Below are 18,437 nucleotides of genomic sequence, written 5' to 3' on the forward strand. Positions count from 1 at the left end.
AACGTTACATTTTATTTTGAATGCGGTATACGTAAGCTAATATTTCAGCCACCGCTTTAAAAAATTCTTCGGGTACTGCATCTCCTACTTTAGTTTGGTCAAAAAGTGCTCTTGCCAGCGGACGGTTCTCTACCATGATGATTTCATGGCTTTTGGCGATTCCTTTAATCTTTTGAGCAATAAAATCTACGCCGCTGGCTACAACATAGGGAGCATCCATTTTTTCTTCATCATATTTTAAAGCAATGGCATAATGAGTGGGGTTTGTAATGATGACATCTGCTTTTGGAACTTCTTGCATCATGCGAGACATTGCCATTTCCCGCTGCTTTTGCTTTATTTTTGATTTGATTAGAGGATCCCCTCCAATGTTTTTATGCTCATCTTTGATATCTTGCTTTGACATTCGAATATTTTTCTCGAAATCAAACTTTTGGTACAAATAATCAAGCAGCGATAAAAATAAAAGCATAAGCGAGGCTGCAAGTCCCATTTGAAAAACAAGCTTAGACAGCACAACCAGCGAGTCCCCTATACTTTTTTGAGATAAATTTAATACATCTTCTATGTGAATCCATAAGATAAAAAACGTGACGGCTCCGATACACATAATTTTCAGCGTTGACTTGATTAGTTCTACCAGCGCTCTCATGGCAAAAATCCGTTTGGCTCCGCTAATAGGGTTAATCTTTTCTAACTTAGGCTGAAGAGCCTCCGTGGAAAAAAGAATACCCACCTGCATATAATTCGCTCCGAGCGCAGCAATAAAAGCTGCGAGCATAACAGGACCTGCTGCAAGGGCTATTGAAGGAAGAAGGTGCTTAAACATTGCAAATACGCGCTCTGCCGTCACTTCCTCAAGCATATACGTTTGAAAAGCTTCTCTTAACAACTTCATCATTTGCTGTAAAAACTGTTTGGCTCCAAACAAAAAATAAAGAAAAACCATTAAAAGGATGAGCGCAGTTGTAACGTCTTGACTTTTAGCTACCTGTCCTTTTTTTCTAGAGTCTTGCTTTTTTTTAGGTGTAGCTTTTTCCGTTTTTTCTCCCGCGAAAAATTGCAAATCAACTTTTACTAAAAACAAAGCTACACCCCTCCTAATATGCGGATCATCGCGCGCATCGCTTCTATCATTTGTTCAAATATGATTTGCATCATATAAAACATGCTCCCCATCACGACAATCAGCAAAATAAAGGCAACAATAATTTTTACCGGAAACCCCACTACGAAAATATTTAACTGCGGGACGGTTCTTGCGACAATTCCAAGCGCGATATCGACTAAAAATAATGAACCTACCAAAGGCAAAGACATTTGAACAGCTACTAAAAACATCGATGAAAAAACAGTTATGATGTGTGTAGCAAATGCTTGGCTTCCCACAGGGAAAGCTACTTTGTCTAACGGAATAATTAAATAACTATTATAGATGCCGTCTATTAATAAATGATGTCCATTGGTCGATAATAAAAATAGGAGAGCAAATACATATAAATATTGACCTAGTATCGGACTTTGCGCCCCTGTCTGCGGATCTATTACGTTGGCAATCGCAAACCCAACTTGAAAATCGATGAGACCTCCGGCAATTTGAATAGCCATAATAAATACATACGCAGTCAAACCAATAAACAACCCAACAGCACATTCTTTTACTACTAAAAGTACAAACTGTGCATCTAACGAAACGACGGGTAAATCAATTGTTGTCGCAATAATGACGGATAGCGAGGCAGACAAACCTACCTTATGAACTGCCGGAATCGTTTTGTATGAAAATAGCGGAACCGTAATAAAAAAAGACGTTACCCGCACTAGCACTAGTAAAAACGCGGGATAGGATAAGATCAACTGACTCATAACTATCCTACGTACCGATACAGATTTGAAAAAATTTCATATGTAAATGAAATCATTTTTGATAACATCCACGGACCAAAAAATACAATCCCTACTAAGACCGCTACAATCTTAGGAACAAAAGCAAGAGTTTGCTCTTGAATTTGGGTAGTTGCTTGAAAAATACTAATAATGAGCCCAACTACAAGGGCCAGCAGCAATAAAGGGCCAGATACAATTAAGATCGTATACACGCCTTTTTCTGCTAACGAAATGACAAATTCTCCATTCATTGTCTATCACCTATTGAAAACTTATTAATAATGATTTAACAACTAAATTCCAGCCGTCAACCAGTACAAATAGTAAAATTTTAAACGGGAGCGAAATCATAACCGGAGGAAGCATCATCATTCCCATAGACATCAGCACGCTTGCTATAATCATATCGATAATGAGAAAAGGAATAAAAATCATAAATCCAATTTGAAATGCTGTCTTTAGCTCACTGATTGCATAAGCCGGAACGAGCGCAGTTAAGGGAATATCTTGAACAGAGGATGGTTTATCTATATCCGCATATTCTAAAAAAAGAGCTAAATCTTTTTGTCTTGTATGAGCACTCATAAATTCTTTCATTGGTTCAGCTGCTTTTTCATAGGCTTGATTCAGCGTGATTTTTTCTTTTAAAAGCGGCTGAAGCGCCTGTTCATTTACCTGAGAAAAAGTTGGCGCCATAATAAAAAACGTTAAAAACAGCGATAAACCAACTAATATTTGATTAGGAGGCATTTGCTGTGTCCCGAGCGATGTACGTACAAATGACAGCACAATGACAATTCGTATAAAGCAGGTCATCATAATTAAAATTCCAGGAGCTACCGAAAACACCGTCAACAGCAACAAAAGCTGGACAGACGTGGAAATATTTGTAGGACTGCTCGAGTTAAAGAGATTCATCACTTCATTCATCGTTCTTTTTGTTCCTTTCTAACTCTTTCAGTACGTTTTGCCTTTTTATTTTCATTTCATTCATTTCTCGCTGAAAAAGCTGCTGAAAAGAATGACTAGATTTCTCTTCTTTTTTAGAAGTCAATTTTTCTAAAAAAGACGGTAGTACGACTTTATATTCGCTCTCGTTTTTCTGTTGTTCCTCATACTGCGTGAGCAGCTGCTGTTTCTCTTGCCCTGTAATTTCTGAAAGAAGCTGCACATTTTCACCGACTCCGATGATAAAAAGCTGATTTCCAACTTTAACTACTTGTACAGATTTGCTGCTTCCAACATTTGTACCACCCAAGTTTTGTACTACTTTATTTTTTTGCAGCAGCCTTCCTTTTTTATTTACAAATTTTAAGAGCGCAAAAAGCAGCCCAATTACAAGTAAAAACGCGAATATCATCTTCACGATATCTCCAGCTGAAAGCGTAGGCGTCCCCTGGAGTTCAGTTTTTTCTTTTGAATCAGTACTCTCATTCTCTGAACACTTCTCCGTTTTTTCCAAACATTCTTTTACGGATGCAGATCCACTTTCTGCATAAACGATTTGATTTGATCCTGCTAATACGCTTATTAACAGCGCAGCAATTACGAATTTTCGCAGCAATGTCTGCCACCTCTTACTTCAACATAGTGTAAGATTAGCGGGAAAGCCCCGCCAATCTGTTGTTTATCCAATTGCTTTTGAAATTGCCTCTAATACTCGATCTGCTTGAAAAGGCTTAACGATAAAATCTTTTGCACCTGCTTGAATCGCATCAATCACCATTGCCTGCTGGCCCATGGCTGAACACATAATCACCTTAGCATCGCTTTTTATGCTTTTAATTTCTTTTAAGGCTGTAATTCCATCCATTTCAGGCATCGTAATATCCATTGTGACAAGATCTGGTGCATGCTCTTTAAATAACTCCACAGCCTGCTGGCCGTCTGCCGCTTCCGCTACTACTTCATATCCATTTTTCGTTAAAATATCTTTGATCATCATGCGCATGAATGCAGCATCGTCTACAATTAAAATTCGGTTTCCCATCTCTACTCCTCCTAAAAATCATTACTTTAGTTTGTTAATACGGTCTCTTTGACTAATAATATCGGTTACGCGAACGCCAAAATTCTCGTCAATGACGACCACTTCACCTTTTGCTATTAATTTGCTATTAATCAAGATATCTACTGGTTCGCCTGCTAGTTTATCAAGTTCAATGATTGCACCAGAAGATAATGCTAAAATCTCTTGAACCGTTCGCTTAGTCCTTCCAAGCTCCACGGTAACTTGAAGCGGGATATCAAGCAGCATGTCTAAATTTCGTGAATTCCCTTGAGGAGAAGACATGTGCTCGAACTCTGAAAACGATGCGGGCTGAACATCAACTGGTACATGAACAGGTTCTGCCTGCTGTGTTTCTTCATCCTGTATGTATTCAGCTGCCGGCGGTTCTGCTTGGTTTTCGTTAAGATCTGATTCTTTTTCAATAGAAGCTGCTGTATCTTCTGCGCTTGGAACTAAGAGCTCTTCCACCAAGCTTTTGGCAAAAGATATCGATGATAAAAGCTGCATAATATTCGAATCGATTAATGTGCCTACCTTCAAATTAAAAGAGACCTTTACAAAGACGTCATCTTGGGGAATCAGCTCTGTGCCTTCCCCTTTTTGAATATTTAAAATATCCAAGCTCGGCGGAGAGATATCAATTTTCTTTTGAAATACCGTGGACATAGACGTCGCTGCTGAACCCATCATTTGATTCATCGCTTCCTGCACTGCACTCAGCTTAATTTCATCCATGATTTCCGTCGGATTCTCACCCGTTCCACCAAGCATCAAATCTGAAATAACAGCTGCATCTTCATGTTTAATAACTAGCAAATTCGTACCAGAAAACCCTTCTGTATACTGAACTTGCACAGCGACATGAGGATTTGGAAATTCATTCGTCAGCTCTTCTTTATATACGAGCGATACAAACGGTGTGGTAATATCGACTTTTTGATTCAATAAAGCCGATAGCGCTGTTGCTGAACTGCCAAACGAAATATTTCCAATTTCGCCAAGCGCGTCTTTTTCCATTTCCGTAAAGTAATCGTCTACTTGACTTGACTTATTCGGCTCTGAAAACTCGTCAAGTGAAGAAGTTCCTTTTAACAACGCATCAATTTCATCTTGCGAAAGCATGTCATCGTTCATTCCTTTCGTTCCTCCTCTTAACATCATCTAGAATTTGCACAGCAACTTTCCGACTGACTTTTCCAGGCTGTGCAATAAATTTAGGTTGTTCCCCGACGTAAATAGTTAACGGATTATGAACGCTTGTTTGCAGTCGAATAACATCTCCTCCATCTAATGCTAGGAAATCTTCAATTGAAATATCCGCTTTTCCTAGCTCGGCTACAACCTGCAATTCCGCATCATTGATTTGTTCCTTTAGCTGCTCAACCTCTTGTACGTTAGGTTCTTTTTTAGAAGATTGCATCCAGTAATGAACGGACAGTTTGGACACAATCGGCTCAAGCGTAACGTGCGGAATACATAGATTGATCATGCCCGTTTCATCTCCAATTTGTACGTTTAATGAAATGACGATGACAATTTCATTTGGTGAAATTACCTGCAAAAACTGAGGATTCACTTCAAACTCTGATGTTTCAGGTTCAATTTCCGCAATAGAACTCCAAGCTTCTCTCATACTATCTAACGTTTTCTCTAACAAGTTTCGAATCAAGCTCGTTTCAATTTCCGTTAAGTTACTAATTTTCCCACCGCTCTCGCCTTGTCCCCCGAGCAAGCGGTCAAGCATCGCATAGGCAATGTTCGGATTGACTTCCATAATGATATGCCCTTCTAAAGGAGGGACGGCTATCACGTTTAAGATGGTTACTTTCGGAACAGAGCGAATGAACTCCTCATACGGAATTTGATCTACTGATACAACGGACACTTGTACAACGTTACGAAGCTGCGCCGAAAAGACGTTGATTAACATGCGCGCATAATTTTCATAAATTCGCGTCAAACTGCGAATCTGATCTTTTGAAAAACGCAGGGTGCGTTTAAAATCATATGTACGAATACGCTGTTTTTTATTTTCCTTTTTTAGCTCATCCGCATCCATCTCTCCGGTTGATAACGCGGATAATAGGGCGTCAATTTCATTTTGTGATAATACATCCCCTGCCACTAGCTTCCCTCCCTTTTTCTTTACTGCAACACTTTAGACGTTGTATAAATTTTAACAACATGTCCGTTTTCCATTAATTGATCAATTTGCTTTGCAATATCTGTTTCTAACGTGCTGAGTCCTTGCGTTCCTTCAAAATCTTGAGCACTCATATCTGAGAGCCTTTTGATAATAATGTCTCTTACTTGAAAATCTCTTTTTTGAAGCTCTGACGCTGCTTTTTTACTATCCATTTGAATTTTAAAAGAGATGCTGATGTAGTTATTGCTTTTTAAATTTGTTTTAATATCCGTTACATCCACAGAAGCTTTAATCACATCGTCAATAGATGGACCTTTTTCAGTACCTGCCTGCTCTGTATACTTTAGTGTCACGATAACAGCAATGCTTCCTATTAAAATAAGAGAAAGCATGATAATAATCATCTTACTAATTAGCTTATTTTTAAACACACTTTATTCCTCCGTCGTTTGCTGCAGCCCTAATATGTTAATTCGCTGATAATAGCTCGTCACTTTCTCATTCACTTCTTCAACTGAATCCTTTACCACTAGCTTTTTGTTATTCGTTAGCGTAATGGTCGTATCAGGAAATGCTTCAACCTGCTCGATGTAGAGTGCGTTTAACGTAAATGTTTTGCCGTTTAGCCTTGTTAAAGTGATCATAATTAACCGGAGTAATACCTACTCCTTCCTCCCGCCTATCGTTTTAGATTCACTAGCTCTTGCAGTATTTCATCGGATGTTGTAATAATTCTTGTGTTCGCTTGAAATCCGCGCTGTGCAACAATCATATCCGTGAATTCTTCCGATAAATCAACGTTGGACATTTCAAGGGCGCTTGAGACGAAGCTTCCTGTGCCGTTGGCTCCTGGAGCTCCTACTAAAGGACCTCCTGAGTTTACGCTTTGAGCAAATAAATTCCCCCCTGCTTTTTGCAGTCCTTCATTATTTGCAAATTTAGCAAGTTCGACAGTTTGATTACTGGAGATGTTCCCGTTAGCATCTATGATGTTAACCTTTCCATCTGCTCCTATACTGTAGCTCTTACTTGTTGAAGGAATATTTATATTCCCTCCTCCAGTTTTTTGCACGTACAGTCCATCACCCGTTACCAAATTACCACTGCTATCTAAATAAAAATTCCCCGCTCTTGTATAATAATTTGTGACTCCATCTCTTACTACAAAATAGCCGTCTCCAGAAATAGCTAAATCAAGCGGACGCCCCGTTGACTGAATGCTTCCTGCCGTTTGAACTGTATCAATTGTGCCAATTTGCGAACCTAATCCGACTTGTTTAGCATTAACACCTCCACGGTTAGCTCCTGGTGCTGTTGCTCCTGCTACCTGCTGACTTACTAAATCTTGAAACGTTGTACGTCCTTTTTTATAGCCGTATGTATTAACGTTGGCAATGTTATTTCCTAGGACATCTAATTTAGTTTGAAAATTTTTCATGCCGCTGATTCCTGAATACATCGAACGTAACATAAAATCACTCCTTAAATTTGGTTGGTTAACTGCTTACTTCTAAGATATCGTTTAGCGAAAGTACCGTATGATTTTCATCGTTGATCCTAAACGATACCTCATTGTTTTTGACGGATGCTGTTAAAATGACTCCTTGCTTTTTATTTCCTTCTTCATCTAACCACGCAGCGGTTTTACCAATTAACTCACTCCCTTTTAAAATAGGAGAAGCCTGTGACTGCGTTAAAAACGTATTGAGCGATGTGCTCATATTTGTCATTTGTTCAAGGGATGAAAACTGAGCCATTTGAGCAATAAAGTCTTTGTCTTCCATTGGATTCATTGGATCTTGATTTTGAAGCTGCGCAATCAAAAGCTTCAAAAAATCATCTTTGCCAAGCGAGCTGTTCCCCGTTTGCTTCACTGGTGTGTCCCTATTGCTTAAATACAAGTCAGACGTAATTTCATTTGTCATTGTTATCACCTATACGTTGTAGTTAATGAGCGCTGCTTCAAAAGAAGACAGAAAGGAAGCCGATTCTTCCAATTGCTGTGAATCTTGATCTTCTTCTTTTTTAAACGCTTCTTTTTCCTGTCTTTCTTTTTGCTGGTCGTTTTCATTGTTATACGACATCGCTTGTTCTGACAGTAGCACATCGATTTTATCAATTGATACATGCTGAGACGCGAGACCGTGCCGCAAAGTTGAAAGGTTGGCGTCCAATAACTCTTTTGTTTTTGCTGACGATACGACAATTCGCGCAACCGTTTCACTGTCTTTCTGAAGCATTTCAATTGAAATCGCACCTAGCTGTTTTGGAAATAACTTAATGAAAAGCTTGGATCTTCCCTCTTCAGTACTGATCGAAGCTTTACTCCATATTTTTTCAAGCTCGTTTACCAAATTGCTAGACTGTTGATAGTCAGATTTTGCTTGCCCTAGATAAATAGAGAACTGCTGAAGCTTAGGCATTTCTCCACTTCCAAAGGATGATGGCTGATTCTCTACTGTCGCTCCGGTTGTGTTTGTACCTGCAGAACTTTCGTTATTTTTTAAAGAGCTATTTGTATCTATACTTTCGCTGTGTACTACCACATCTTTTTTCCTTGGAAGCTGATTGAAAAACGGTATTTTTTCTTCTTTACGAAAAGCGTTCATATTTCTCACAGAACTTTCTGAAGATGTATGAACAGCGTCCACACCGACTTGATCAACGGATACATGCTGAGACGTGAGAGCTTGTCGTAATCTGAAAAGGCTGGCGTCTAACAGCTCTTTTGTTTTCGCTGACGATACAACTACTTGCGCAGTCGTTTCATTTTTTTGCTGAAGCACTTCAATTGAAATCGTACCTAGCTGCTTTGGCAATAACGTAACGAAAAGCTTGGATCTTCCCTTTTCAGCACTGAGCGAAGCTTTACTCCATATTTTTTGCAGCTCGTTTACCAGATCATTAGACTGTTGATGATCCAATTTCACTTGCCTTAAATCAATAGAAAACTGCGGCACTTTTTCTTCTTTAGCAAAAGCGTTCATATCTTTTACAGAACTTTCTGGAGCTGCTTGAACAGCGACCACATCGACTTGATCAACCGATACATGCTGAGAAGTCAGAACTTGCCGTAAAGTCGCAAGATTGGCGTCTAACAGCTCTTTTGTTTTCGCCGACGATACAACCACTTGCGTAATCGGTTCATTTTTTTGCTGAAGCACTTCAATTGAAATCGTACCTAGCTGTTTTGGAAATAACGTAATGAAAAGCTTGGATCTTCCCTCTTCAGCACTGAGCGAAGCTTTACTCCATATTTTTTGCAGCTCCTTTAACAGATTGTCAGACTGTTGATGATCAGATTTTACTTGCCTTAGATCAATAGAAAATTCTTGGACCTTAGGTACTTCATTAGATTTAAAAGATGATGGATTATTTTCTAACGTCGCCTCAGCCGTGTTAGCAGTGAAAGAAATTTCACTATCCTTTTTTAAACTATCCCTATCCATACTTTCGCTACGTAAAATCACATCTTTTTTCCATGGAAGCTGATTCAAAAACGGCACTTTTTCCTCTTTATGAACAGCGTCCATATCTCTTACAGAACTTTTTGGAGCCGCATGAACAACGGCGAAGAAACCAGCAGAGCGCTTTTTATGTAAGGTATCGGTTAATACACGTGGTTGTTTATGAATTTTCTCTATTTTTTCAGCAGCAGTTTTCCGCAAACCCTCAAGCTGCGAATTTGAAAGGGTCACTGACTGCAGCTGCGGTTTTTGTAGTTCTTCCATCAGCTGAGCGAACTCTGTTTGAAACGCAGATGATGTATTTTTACAAATGGTCAACAAGGTAGAAATAGAAGACAAATATTGTTCTTGACTGTCTGTTTCAGATGAAACAGGTGCCCGCTGCATGTCTGTTAACACGTGCTGCAGCTTTAGAAGCGGCTGTTCCAAATCTAGACTACTTGGAATACTGCTGAGCATATCGGCTAGATGTTCGTACAAGACAGATGGTTCATCTTCTTCACCTTCTGCTTCGCTTAACTGAATTGCCATTAACCCGACCGCCTTGAAGACGTCTTGGTCTACCGCTTGTTCATCGGATGATTTCTCCCCGCGCGTTAAAGGCTGCCCATCTAGTTGCTTAAGCTGCTGAACAACTTCTTCAAAAAAACCCTGAGTCTGAATAACAGCTGCTTTTTCATCGCAGTTTACCTTTGATGCAGCTGCTGGACGTAGTGAAATTTCCACTGTTTTCACCTCTGCTTTTATTCCTCGATCTGATCTGTTAACAATGTCGTATAGCGTGCAGCTACTTTTGGATCCATTTTTTCTAAGATTGCCGTTCTTGTACTCGCTTTGAACTGCTTAAGCATCGCGACCGCTTTGTCTTCTTTTAATTCGGCAAAGATAAGTGCTGCATTTTTAGGAGACATGTTTTCATAGGTAGCAATGACATCTTTTTTTGCCAGCTGATTGTTTTTTTGTTTTTTCGCTTCATCATCGGCTTTTTCTTCCATATCACGCATTTCAATTTTTAGTTCATCCTTTTGACGATCTTTTGTAGTGATCGTTTTCTCATAAGCTGCGATTTGCTTTTCTTTCGTGCTCAGCTTCTTTTGAAGGCTATCAACCTGCTTTTGTATTTCTTCATTGCTTTCTTGAATATTTTCATTTTTTTGCGACTGTTCACTTGATACAAACGGAATGGCGTGTGTAATACCTGAAACTTTATCATTTACATTAACGCCTAAAAGCGTCAGAACAATATAAGCCGCCAAGATGAGGAACACTGCTGGAATAAAGATTAAAAATAAAAACACTTGGCTTTTACTGTAAGACTTTTCTTCTTCGTACTCTTCTCTTAACTCTTTTTGATTAGCCATGTTTTCCACCTAATTCCTATGCAGCATATACTGCTGTAGCGACAGCTCATCCATTTGCTTCGCTTCTAACTGTTTTTCCGCGGTTATATAAGAATCGTAGTCTCTCTTTTTTAACTTTTCATACTTCTTTACTTCTATGTTCTTTTCTTCTAGCTTCAGTTTCTTTAAGTTCATTTGCTGTCTTGCAAACATGACCTCTTGTTGCAGCCTTTCAATCACTCGTTCGGCACTTGTTAAAAACTGCTGAAACGATGTAATTTCTAAAATAGAAAGCCCTTGCTTCATTTTGCCCGTATGCTGTTCAATTAGCGTTTCTTTTTCTTTTAGCTTTTTATAAAGCTTTTCACCCGCTGTTTCAAACTGCTGCAAGGATTGATTATATTGAGATAGCAGTTCATCCTTTTCATTTGACTTGATTGCCATTATTTTAGATAACCTAAATTCATATGCCATATTTACTCACCTTTCACAAACAGTTCACAGAGCTTTGTTACACTTGTTTCAAATGATGGATGTTCGTTCGTTTTTTGCTTTAAAAATGCATCAATGACAGGATGATAGTGGATGGCCTCATCAATGTAAGCAGAAGATCCTCTTTTGTAGGCACCTATGTTAATTAAGTCTTCAGAATTAGCATAGGTAGCCATTAATGAACGCAGTTTTTCAGCTGCTTCTTTGTGCCGTTCACTTACGATATGGTTCATCACGCGACTAACGCTTTTTAAGACATTGATGGCCGGATATTGACCTTTATTGGCCAGCTCCCGGTCTAGTACAATATGTCCGTCTATAATGCCTCGCACCGTATCCGAAATAGGTTCGTTCATATCATCACCGTCTACTAATACAGTGTAAAAAGCAGTAATAGATCCATGTTGATTAGTTCCTGTACGTTCAAGCAGCCTTGGCAAGCTAGCAAAAACAGATGGTGTATAACCTTTGGTAGTCGGAGGTTCACCTACGGCTAATCCAATTTCTCTTTGAGCCATTGCTACACGGGTAACAGAATCCATCATCATCATGACGCTCAGCCCCTCATCTCGAAAGTATTCAGCAATAGAAGTAGCTGTATATGCTGCTTTCATTCGAAGCAGAGCAGGCTGATCCGAGGTAGCAACTACTACAACGGAGCGCTTTAACCCTTCCTCTCCAAGATCTCGCTCAATAAACTCTCTAACTTCTCTTCCTCGCTCTCCTACAAGGGCAATGACATTGATATCTGCTTTTGTATTGCGTGCAATCATCCCGAGCAGCGTACTTTTACCAACACCGCTTCCTGCAAAAATACCTATGCGCTGCCCTTGACCTACTGTTAGCAAACTATCAATTGTTCGCACCCCTACTTCAATCGGCTGTTCAATAGGCGGACGCTCTAAGGGATTAGGGGGGTCTTGATCGGTTAAAACAAACGGCAAATATTGAGAAAGTTCAGACCCGTCTAAAGGGTTCCCTAACGAATCAAGCACTTGACCTATTAACTCTTTCCCCACGCTTACCTGCAGAGGTTTTTCTGTCGTTTCCACTAGGCAGCCAGGTCCGATATATCGAACAGACGTATAAGGCATTAAAACAACGTGCTCACCGTTAAAACCAACAACTTCTGCACGAATTTTATCTCCTCGTTCACTAAGATGAATAAAGCAAACATCTCCTATTGACGTTCTAGGTCCTTTAGATTCAATCATCATTCCTACTACTCGGCTGACTTTCCCGTACCGTTTAAAAGAAGATGTGCGCGGGATTTCATGAATGAGTTGTGCGACTTTCATGTTTACTCTCCTCTAACAAACGTTCTTTTAATTTTTTCTTCATTTCCGTTAACTGGCTATCAAAAGACGCAACAAGACGCCCATAAGAGGAGTCGATGACACAATCCATTTCCTGAAGATTTTCATCTGCATAAATAAATAGCCCGGTTTCTCCGTTCAACAAATCGAACAGTTCTCGTTTATGTTCACATACATATGCATATTTTTTCGGAGAAACAAAAAGCTGGATTTCTTTATGTTCTCTAACTTCTTTTAAAGACCTTGCAACAAGTGATAAAAATGATTCATCTCTTTGAAGCTGCTCATTTAAAATCGTTTCAGCTAGGGTGAAACCTAATTCAAAGATGATTTCTTCAGATTGATTTATATATTCGTAGTACTGATTCTTTGTTTCGTCAACAATGTTTCGCGACATGGCTAATACATGCTCATACTCTTGTTTTCCTTGAAGTAGCCCTTCTTCGTATCCTTCTTCATAGCCTCGCTTTTGTTCTTGTTGAAACAGCAGCACCTTCTCTTCTTCCCACTGCTTTTTCAAACGTTCAATTTCGTTTTGAACTTGTTTTCGGTAAGCGTCTGCCTCGGCCTTTATTATTTCAGCTTCACTGTGCGCTTGTTTAATAACATGCTGTGCATTTTCTTGCTGAAGATGCTCTTCTGTGGGCTCATCTTGTATCGGAAAACCAAACGGAATGACTTGAATGTGCTTCGCATTTTCGTCTGAAAGTTTGTTCGTATAAGTTGATTTAATGATATTAGACAATAATATCGTCTCCTCCACCTCGAGCTAGTACAATTTCACCAGCATCTTCTAAACGTCTAATTGCAGCAACGATACGTGACTGAGCTTCCTCTACATCTTTCAAACGCACAGGACCCATAAATTCCATTTCTTCTTTAAACGTTTCCACCATACGGCTAGACATATTTTTAAAAATAATAGATTTCACTTCTTCACTTGCTACTTTTAAGCTCAACAATAAATCATCATTTTCTACATCTCGTATCACACGCTGAATAGAACGGTTATCGAGCGTTACGATATCCTCAAATACAAACATTCGCTGTTTGATTTCTTCTGCTAATGCCGGATCTTGAATTTCAAGCGTATCAATAATAATTTTTTCAGTCGCTCGGTCTACTCCATTTAATACTTCAACTACTGCTTCTAAACCACCTGTTTGGGTATAGTCTTGGGTAACAGTAGCAGAAAGCTTTCTCTCTAAAATTTGCTCCACTTCATTAATGACTTCGGGAGACGTACTTCCCATCGTCGCAATCCGTCTTGCAATATCCGCTTGCCTTTCCTGAGGCAGTGATGATAAGATTTGTCCTACCTGCGGCGGCTCTAAGTAAGATAAAATAAGGGCAATCGTCTGAGGATGCTCATGCTGAATGAAATTTAACAGCTGCATAGGATCAGCTTTTCTGGCAAAATCAAACGGACGAACTTGCAAAGAAGAAGTTAATCGATTGATAATCATCATAGCCTGCTCTGGTCCAAGTGCTTTTTCTAACACCTGTTTCGCATAGCTTACTCCTCCTTTTTCAAGGTAGTTTTGAGCAAGCGTTATTTGTTCAAACTCATGAAGCACAGCTTCTTTTAAAGACGGCTCTACTTTTCTCACTGAAGAAATTTCAAGCGTTAGTTGCTCAATTTCATCTTCACTGAGATGTTTATAGATAGAAGCTGATACATCCGGACCGAGAGAAATCAACAAAATTGCTGCTTTTTGCTTTCCAGTTAACTCATTTTTTTGCATAGCCTTTACCATTAGCTTTCCTCCTAATCCTCACTAATCCATGTTCGCAGCAGTTTTGCAAACTCTTCCGGGTCTTGCTTCGCTAACGTTTCAAGATTGCTTTTTGTTTGCTGTTCAGCACTTAAAACAGGAGCTTTTTGTGCCGCTTCATATGCTTCAAAAGTTTCCTCGTACCCTTCATCATATTCCTCTTCATCAAAGTCTTGACGTCTTTTCCTAACCAACAGCACAATAAGAACAACAATAATAAGCAGCAGTGCTCCTCCGGTTATATACATCCACAATGGAATCGAACTTGCTGTGTTGTCAGCTGTTTCTTGTCCATTAAACGGCTGAACGGAAACGGTAATCTTATCGCTGACCGCGTTATCTGAGAGGGCTTTCGTATTTGCATCTTTTGAAATAGAAGTACGGACAATTGTACCTAACATTTTTTGAACGTCTGACTCAAGCGTATCGGAAACTTGTGATTTCCCTTTTGCATTGGACGGATCTATCATTACTTGAATGCCAAGATCTTGAATTTTGTATGGACTTTCGACGATTTCTTTATGAATTCTATTCACTTCATAATTAATTCGTTCTTCGTTTTTTTCGTAGTCTCCGTCTCCACTTGTTGTACTAGATGAGTAATTTGTTGTATCTTCTTCTCCTGTTCCAGCAACGCCTCCATCTTGAGCGTTTTTACCAGAAAATGTTTCATTAATTTTTTCAGCGCTAACGGCAATTCCTTGCATATTATCTTTATCAACAGGCTCTACTAGCTTTTCTTCGCGATTTTCCTGTGTAAAATCAAGATCTGCTGTAACAGAGACCATTACTTTGTCTTGACCGACCAGTCTTCCTAGCATTTGCTGTACTTGACGCTGAATATCTCGCTCAACTTCTTTTTTCGCTTCGTTCTGCGAAGCAAATGAGCTAGAAGCTGAATTCGTTTCGTTACCTTTTAAATCAAAGTACTCAAAATATTGGTTCATGATGACGATATTATCTGTAGGAAGGTTTGGCACACTTTTGGATACTAAATGATAAAGAGATTTAATTTGCTGATCATCAAATTTATAACCAGCCTTTGTATTAAGCACAATCGATGCTGATGCTTCTCCCTGCTTTTCATTCGCCCAGACGCTTTCATTGGGAAGGGTAATCATCACTTTTGCATCATTGACTCCTTGAATGTTTTTCATTAAGTTAGCCAATTCAGTTTGCATCGCATCGAGTTTTAACACATTAAATTCATTATCTGTCATACCAAAGCTCGCATTTTTCCCAAAAAACGAATAGTCGATACTTCCGCTATCAGGAATTCCTTGTGCAGCTAAATCAACTTTTAGCGAGTCAACGCTTTGTTCAGGCACCGAAATGGTTGTTCCGTTATCAGAGATTTCTGAAGGAACGCTTCTAGCATCAAGCTCTGCTTTGATTTGTCCTGTTTCTTGAGCCGATAGATTGCTATAAAGAGGGACAAATTTATCCTTGTTTAAAAAAACAGATGCTAAACTAATGACTAGAACAGCCGCAAGAGGAGCAGCGATAAGGGCTATTTTTTGTCCTTTTTTGCGGTTATTCCAAAAGACTTTCATCTTATCTCGATAAAGAGCTATTCTTTCATTCATGGTATTCCTCCGGTTATTACTATTTTCATTTTCTTTAATAACCGCTCAATTACATTTGCATTCTCATCATTTCCTGATAGGCTTCAACAGCTTTATTGCGTATTTCAAGAGCCGTTTGCATCGTAATACTTGCTTTTTGAGCAGTAATCATTACATCTTGGAGTTCGACGTTTTCTCCTTTAGCAAGCTTTTCAGTCGCTATATCCGAAGCGCGTTGAGTATTGTTTAACTCATTGATTGAGTCTTTTAAAAACGTTGAAAACTGTTGAGTTGTTTGTCCAGTGGTAGTAGAAGCTGCTGTTTTTGCTATGGCTATTTGATTGCTGATACCATTAATCATTTTATCGCTCCTTTATTTCCCAATTTCTAATGCCTTTGTTAATATACTTTTGTTTGTATTAAAGACCGTCACGTTTGCTTCATAAGATCGAGTAGCACTAATTAAATCCGTCATTTCCTTTAAAGGATCTACGTTCGGCATCTGCACGTACCCTTGGTCATTCGCATCTGGATGCGTCGGGTTATATACTAAATTAAAAGGAGTATTATCTTCTACGATATCTGTGACTTTTACACCATTGTTTTGATTTTTATTGATTTCGGAGTGTAAGACGGACGAAAAAGAAGGCGAACGATCAGACTGCATGACAACCATTTTTCTTTTGTAAGGCTGCCACTCACCATTAACGTACGTCCCTCTTGTCGTTTCAGCATTCGCCATATTAGATGAAACAACGTCCATCCTTAAACGATTGGCAGTTAAAGCTGAAGATGTAATATTCATATTTTGAAAAATAGTCAAACTTATTTACCTCCTCTAATGACTGTTTGAAGAGAATTAAATTTTCCATTTAAACGATCTACTAGCGCCTCATAGTAAATTTGATTTTCAGCCATATCCGCCATCTCTTTATCCATATCCACATTGTTTCCATTTGCTTGATAGGAAGTGTTTCCTTGCTGGGTAATCACTCGCTGGGATGAACCGGAAAATGGGATATGTTTTGAATCAGTCTGATATGCTTCTAACTCGTTATGTAATAAATCTCGGAATTCACTCGTACGCGATACGGTTTTCGATTTATAATTTGGAGTATCAACATTTGCAATATTTTGTGCAATCGTCTGCTGCTTTTGTGACGCGTAGCTAATTCCATTTTCAATTGTTTGAAAAGTAGTTGAAAACAAACTCACTTCTTACACCTGCTTATCTATTCTATTTTTCTCAAAATGAGACAAATTTCGACTTTAGTACCATAGAACTTATTGTAAGAAAAACTTCATGCAATGTCTATCCTTTTTTAAGAACTTTTGGACTATAAACCAAAATTTTCATTCGTTTTCCAAGCATATTTTAACATCAATGCTATACTTTAGCTCTATTTTTTTAATTTAAAATCAAAATATATACCATAAGTCCTGAACAATATGTAATAAAAGTAACGATTTGTAATCAACTAGTATCTTTTTACTATTTAAAGATTCTATAATATAATTTTTAGATTTTTATATGAACTTTGTTAAAGATTTATAAAAATAGTGAACGAATCGTCTTAACCCACAGCGAATCTTTTTGTACTGAGAGCATACAAAAAAGCACACGGGCAAAGCCCGTGTGCTTTTTTGTTCATAAACTTAGTTAGATTTTAATTTTTCAAGCTCTACTAAGAATTTGTTGTTAAGAACTTTAATGTAAGTTCCTTTCATTCCTAAAGAACGTGATTCGATAACGCCAGCACTTTCTAATTTACGTAGCGCATTTACGATTACTGAACGTGTAATTCCAACGCGGTCAGCAATTTTACTTGCTACTAATAGTCCTTCATTTCCATTTAACTCTTCAAAGATGTGCTCAATAGCTTCTAACTCACTGTATGATAATGAGCTAATTGCCATTTGTACAACAGCTTTGCTACGTGCTTCTTCTTCAATTTCTTCTGCTTTTTCACGAAGAATTTCCATACCTACTACCGTTGCACCGTATTCAGCAAGGATTAAATCATCGTCTTCGAACTGACGGTCTAAACGAGATAATACAAGCGTACCTAGACGCTCTCCGCCTCCGATAATTGGAACGATTGTTGTTAGTCCTGCATCAAATAAGTCTTTATTTTCAACTGGGAAAGCTGTATATTGACTTTCAATGTTTAAGTTAGAAGATGTTTCTTGAATGTTAAATAAGCTTTGAGTATATTCTTCTGGGAACTGGCGTGCTTCTAACATATCTTTCATGCGCGCATTCTCAATTTGCTGTTTAACAGCGATTCCTAATAATTTACCGCGACGGCTTACTACGAATACGTTTGATTCGATCACTTCGCAAAGTGTTTCAGCCATTTCTTTAAAGTTTACTGGTTTACCAGCTGCTTTTTGTAGCATTGCATTAATCTTTCTAGTTTTCCCTAATAAATCCATTA

At 38.6% G+C, this 18,437-nt stretch carries 23 protein-coding genes; all 23 read right to left on the reverse strand.

Annotation, left to right across the window (positions count from 1 at the left end; genetic code table 11):
- Nucleotides 1-4: 4 nt before the first annotated feature.
- Nucleotides 5-1,087, reverse strand: a complete 1,083-nt coding sequence (flhB, locus tag ACFX4G_RS00585; RefSeq protein ID WP_377572587.1) for a flagellar biosynthesis protein FlhB — start codon at nucleotides 1,085-1,087, stop codon at nucleotides 5-7.
- Nucleotides 1,088-1,089: 2 nt separating this feature from the next.
- Nucleotides 1,090-1,866, reverse strand: a complete 777-nt coding sequence (gene fliR, locus ACFX4G_RS00590; protein WP_025750309.1) for a flagellar biosynthetic protein FliR — start codon at nucleotides 1,864-1,866, stop codon at nucleotides 1,090-1,092.
- Nucleotides 1,867-1,868: 2 nt separating this feature from the next.
- Nucleotides 1,869-2,138 carry a flagellar biosynthesis protein FliQ gene (gene fliQ / locus ACFX4G_RS00595; protein WP_016765390.1) on the reverse strand — a complete coding sequence of 90 codons (270 nt, stop codon included), beginning with the start codon at nucleotides 2,136-2,138 and terminating at the stop codon, nucleotides 1,869-1,871.
- Between the two features lie 10 nt (nucleotides 2,139-2,148).
- Nucleotides 2,149-2,817 (reverse strand): flagellar type III secretion system pore protein FliP, encoded by a 669-nt coding sequence (gene fliP, locus ACFX4G_RS00600; protein WP_377572589.1) that lies wholly within the window; start codon nucleotides 2,815-2,817, stop codon nucleotides 2,149-2,151.
- Nucleotides 2,810-3,451 (reverse strand): flagellar biosynthetic protein FliO, encoded by a 642-nt coding sequence (locus tag ACFX4G_RS00605; protein ID WP_097824500.1) that lies wholly within the window; start codon nucleotides 3,449-3,451, stop codon nucleotides 2,810-2,812. The genes fliP and ACFX4G_RS00605 overlap by 8 nt, the downstream gene beginning before the upstream one ends.
- Before the next feature lie 63 nt (nucleotides 3,452-3,514).
- On the reverse strand, nucleotides 3,515-3,877 hold the full coding sequence (locus ACFX4G_RS00610; RefSeq protein WP_028410821.1) for a response regulator: 363 nt from the start codon (nucleotides 3,875-3,877) through the stop codon (nucleotides 3,515-3,517).
- 21 nt (nucleotides 3,878-3,898) lie between these two features.
- Nucleotides 3,899-5,032: a flagellar motor switch phosphatase FliY gene (gene fliY / locus ACFX4G_RS00615; RefSeq protein ID WP_377572591.1), complete on the reverse strand. Its 1,134-nt coding sequence runs from the start codon at nucleotides 5,030-5,032 to the stop codon at nucleotides 3,899-3,901.
- Entirely contained in the window at nucleotides 5,022-6,023 is a 1,002-nt protein-coding gene (fliM, locus tag ACFX4G_RS00620; protein WP_377572593.1) for a flagellar motor switch protein FliM, read from the reverse strand. The genes fliY and fliM overlap by 11 nt, the downstream gene beginning before the upstream one ends.
- A 20-nt stretch (nucleotides 6,024-6,043) precedes the next feature.
- Entirely contained in the window at nucleotides 6,044-6,475 is a 432-nt protein-coding gene (gene fliL, locus ACFX4G_RS00625; RefSeq protein WP_377572595.1) for a flagellar basal body-associated protein FliL, read from the reverse strand.
- Nucleotides 6,476-6,478: 3 nt separating this feature from the next.
- Nucleotides 6,479-6,688 (reverse strand): flagellar FlbD family protein, encoded by a 210-nt coding sequence (locus tag ACFX4G_RS00630; RefSeq protein WP_097824504.1) that lies wholly within the window; start codon nucleotides 6,686-6,688, stop codon nucleotides 6,479-6,481.
- A 35-nt stretch (nucleotides 6,689-6,723) separates the two neighbouring features.
- Nucleotides 6,724-7,515, reverse strand: coding sequence for a flagellar basal body rod protein FlgG (gene flgG / locus ACFX4G_RS00635; RefSeq protein WP_013084789.1), 792 nt, complete (start codon nucleotides 7,513-7,515; stop codon nucleotides 6,724-6,726).
- Between the two features lie 25 nt (nucleotides 7,516-7,540).
- The gene (gene flgD, locus ACFX4G_RS00640) at nucleotides 7,541-7,969 is read right to left on the reverse strand and encodes a flagellar hook assembly protein FlgD (protein ID WP_097824505.1); all 429 of its coding nucleotides are present in this window, start codon (nucleotides 7,967-7,969) and stop codon (nucleotides 7,541-7,543) included.
- A 9-nt stretch (nucleotides 7,970-7,978) separates the two neighbouring features.
- The gene (locus ACFX4G_RS00645; RefSeq protein ID WP_377572599.1) at nucleotides 7,979-10,237 is read right to left on the reverse strand and encodes a flagellar hook-length control protein FliK; all 2,259 of its coding nucleotides are present in this window, start codon (nucleotides 10,235-10,237) and stop codon (nucleotides 7,979-7,981) included.
- Nucleotides 10,238-10,254: 17 nt separating this feature from the next.
- A complete protein-coding gene (locus ACFX4G_RS00650) occupies nucleotides 10,255-10,872 on the reverse strand; it encodes a MotE family protein (RefSeq protein ID WP_377572601.1) in 618 nt (205 codons plus the stop codon).
- A 9-nt stretch (nucleotides 10,873-10,881) separates the two neighbouring features.
- Complete coding sequence (gene fliJ, locus ACFX4G_RS00655; protein ID WP_013058874.1) at nucleotides 10,882-11,325, reverse strand: flagellar export protein FliJ; 444 nt, start codon at nucleotides 11,323-11,325, stop codon at nucleotides 10,882-10,884.
- Nucleotides 11,326-11,327: 2 nt separating this feature from the next.
- On the reverse strand, nucleotides 11,328-12,641 hold the full coding sequence (gene fliI / locus ACFX4G_RS00660; protein ID WP_097824508.1) for a flagellar protein export ATPase FliI: 1,314 nt from the start codon (nucleotides 12,639-12,641) through the stop codon (nucleotides 11,328-11,330).
- Nucleotides 12,616-13,404 (reverse strand): flagellar assembly protein FliH, encoded by a 789-nt coding sequence (gene fliH / locus ACFX4G_RS00665; protein WP_043976479.1) that lies wholly within the window; start codon nucleotides 13,402-13,404, stop codon nucleotides 12,616-12,618. Before fliH ends, fliI begins: the two co-directional genes overlap by 26 nt.
- The gene (gene fliG / locus ACFX4G_RS00670; protein WP_377572603.1) at nucleotides 13,397-14,416 is read right to left on the reverse strand and encodes a flagellar motor switch protein FliG; all 1,020 of its coding nucleotides are present in this window, start codon (nucleotides 14,414-14,416) and stop codon (nucleotides 13,397-13,399) included. The genes fliH and fliG overlap by 8 nt, the downstream gene beginning before the upstream one ends.
- Before the next feature lie 11 nt (nucleotides 14,417-14,427).
- Nucleotides 14,428-16,020: a flagellar basal-body MS-ring/collar protein FliF gene (gene fliF, locus ACFX4G_RS00675; RefSeq protein WP_230183168.1), complete on the reverse strand. Its 1,593-nt coding sequence runs from the start codon at nucleotides 16,018-16,020 to the stop codon at nucleotides 14,428-14,430.
- A gap of 49 nt (nucleotides 16,021-16,069) precedes the next feature.
- Nucleotides 16,070-16,360 carry a flagellar hook-basal body complex protein FliE gene (fliE, locus tag ACFX4G_RS00680; protein WP_162214913.1) on the reverse strand — a complete coding sequence of 97 codons (291 nt, stop codon included), beginning with the start codon at nucleotides 16,358-16,360 and terminating at the stop codon, nucleotides 16,070-16,072.
- Between the two features lie 12 nt (nucleotides 16,361-16,372).
- On the reverse strand, nucleotides 16,373-16,822 hold the full coding sequence (gene flgC, locus ACFX4G_RS00685; protein ID WP_013084799.1) for a flagellar basal body rod protein FlgC: 450 nt from the start codon (nucleotides 16,820-16,822) through the stop codon (nucleotides 16,373-16,375).
- Nucleotides 16,823-16,824: 2 nt separating this feature from the next.
- Nucleotides 16,825-17,214: a flagellar basal body rod protein FlgB gene (flgB, locus tag ACFX4G_RS00690; protein ID WP_043976473.1), complete on the reverse strand. Its 390-nt coding sequence runs from the start codon at nucleotides 17,212-17,214 to the stop codon at nucleotides 16,825-16,827.
- Between the two features lie 441 nt (nucleotides 17,215-17,655).
- A complete protein-coding gene (codY, locus tag ACFX4G_RS00695; protein ID WP_013058882.1) occupies nucleotides 17,656-18,435 on the reverse strand; it encodes a GTP-sensing pleiotropic transcriptional regulator CodY in 780 nt (259 codons plus the stop codon).
- Nucleotides 18,436-18,437: the final 2 nt, after the last annotated feature.

The sequence above is a fragment of the Priestia sp. YIM B13486 genome (assembly GCF_042787865.1).
Lineage (GTDB): Bacteria > Bacillota > Bacilli > Bacillales > Bacillaceae_H > Priestia > Priestia megaterium.

Bases quoted from the DNA above. Each gene is read 5' to 3' on its own strand.
- fliJ (WP_013058874.1), bottom strand. From the start codon at position 11,325: ATGGCATATGAATTTAGGTTATCTAAAATAATGGCAATCAAGTCAAAT.
- fliP (WP_377572589.1), bottom strand. From the start codon at position 2,817: ATGAATGAAGTGATGAATCTCTTTAACTCGAGCAGTCCTACAAATATT.
- fliR (WP_025750309.1), bottom strand. From the start codon at position 1,866: ATGAGTCAGTTGATCTTATCCTATCCCGCGTTTTTACTAGTGCTAGTG.
- ACFX4G_RS00610 (WP_028410821.1), bottom strand. From the start codon at position 3,877: ATGGGAAACCGAATTTTAATTGTAGACGATGCTGCATTCATGCGCATG.
- codY (WP_013058882.1), bottom strand. From the start codon at position 18,435: ATGGATTTATTAGGGAAAACTAGAAAGATTAATGCAATGCTACAAAAA.
- ACFX4G_RS00630 (WP_097824504.1), bottom strand. From the start codon at position 6,688: ATGATCACTTTAACAAGGCTAAACGGCAAAACATTTACGTTAAACGCA.
- fliY (WP_377572591.1), bottom strand. From the start codon at position 5,032: ATGAACGATGACATGCTTTCGCAAGATGAAATTGATGCGTTGTTAAAA.
- fliI (WP_097824508.1), bottom strand. From the start codon at position 12,641: ATGAAAGTCGCACAACTCATTCATGAAATCCCGCGCACATCTTCTTTT.
- ACFX4G_RS00650 (WP_377572601.1), bottom strand. From the start codon at position 10,872: ATGGCTAATCAAAAAGAGTTAAGAGAAGAGTACGAAGAAGAAAAGTCT.
- fliG (WP_377572603.1), bottom strand. From the start codon at position 14,416: ATGGTAAAGGCTATGCAAAAAAATGAGTTAACTGGAAAGCAAAAAGCA.
- flgG (WP_013084789.1), bottom strand. From the start codon at position 7,515: ATGTTACGTTCGATGTATTCAGGAATCAGCGGCATGAAAAATTTTCAA.
- fliF (WP_230183168.1), bottom strand. From the start codon at position 16,020: ATGAATGAAAGAATAGCTCTTTATCGAGATAAGATGAAAGTCTTTTGG.
- fliQ (WP_016765390.1), bottom strand. From the start codon at position 2,138: ATGAATGGAGAATTTGTCATTTCGTTAGCAGAAAAAGGCGTGTATACG.
- flgD (WP_097824505.1), bottom strand. From the start codon at position 7,969: ATGACAAATGAAATTACGTCTGACTTGTATTTAAGCAATAGGGACACA.
- fliE (WP_162214913.1), bottom strand. From the start codon at position 16,360: ATGATTAATGGTATCAGCAATCAAATAGCCATAGCAAAAACAGCAGCT.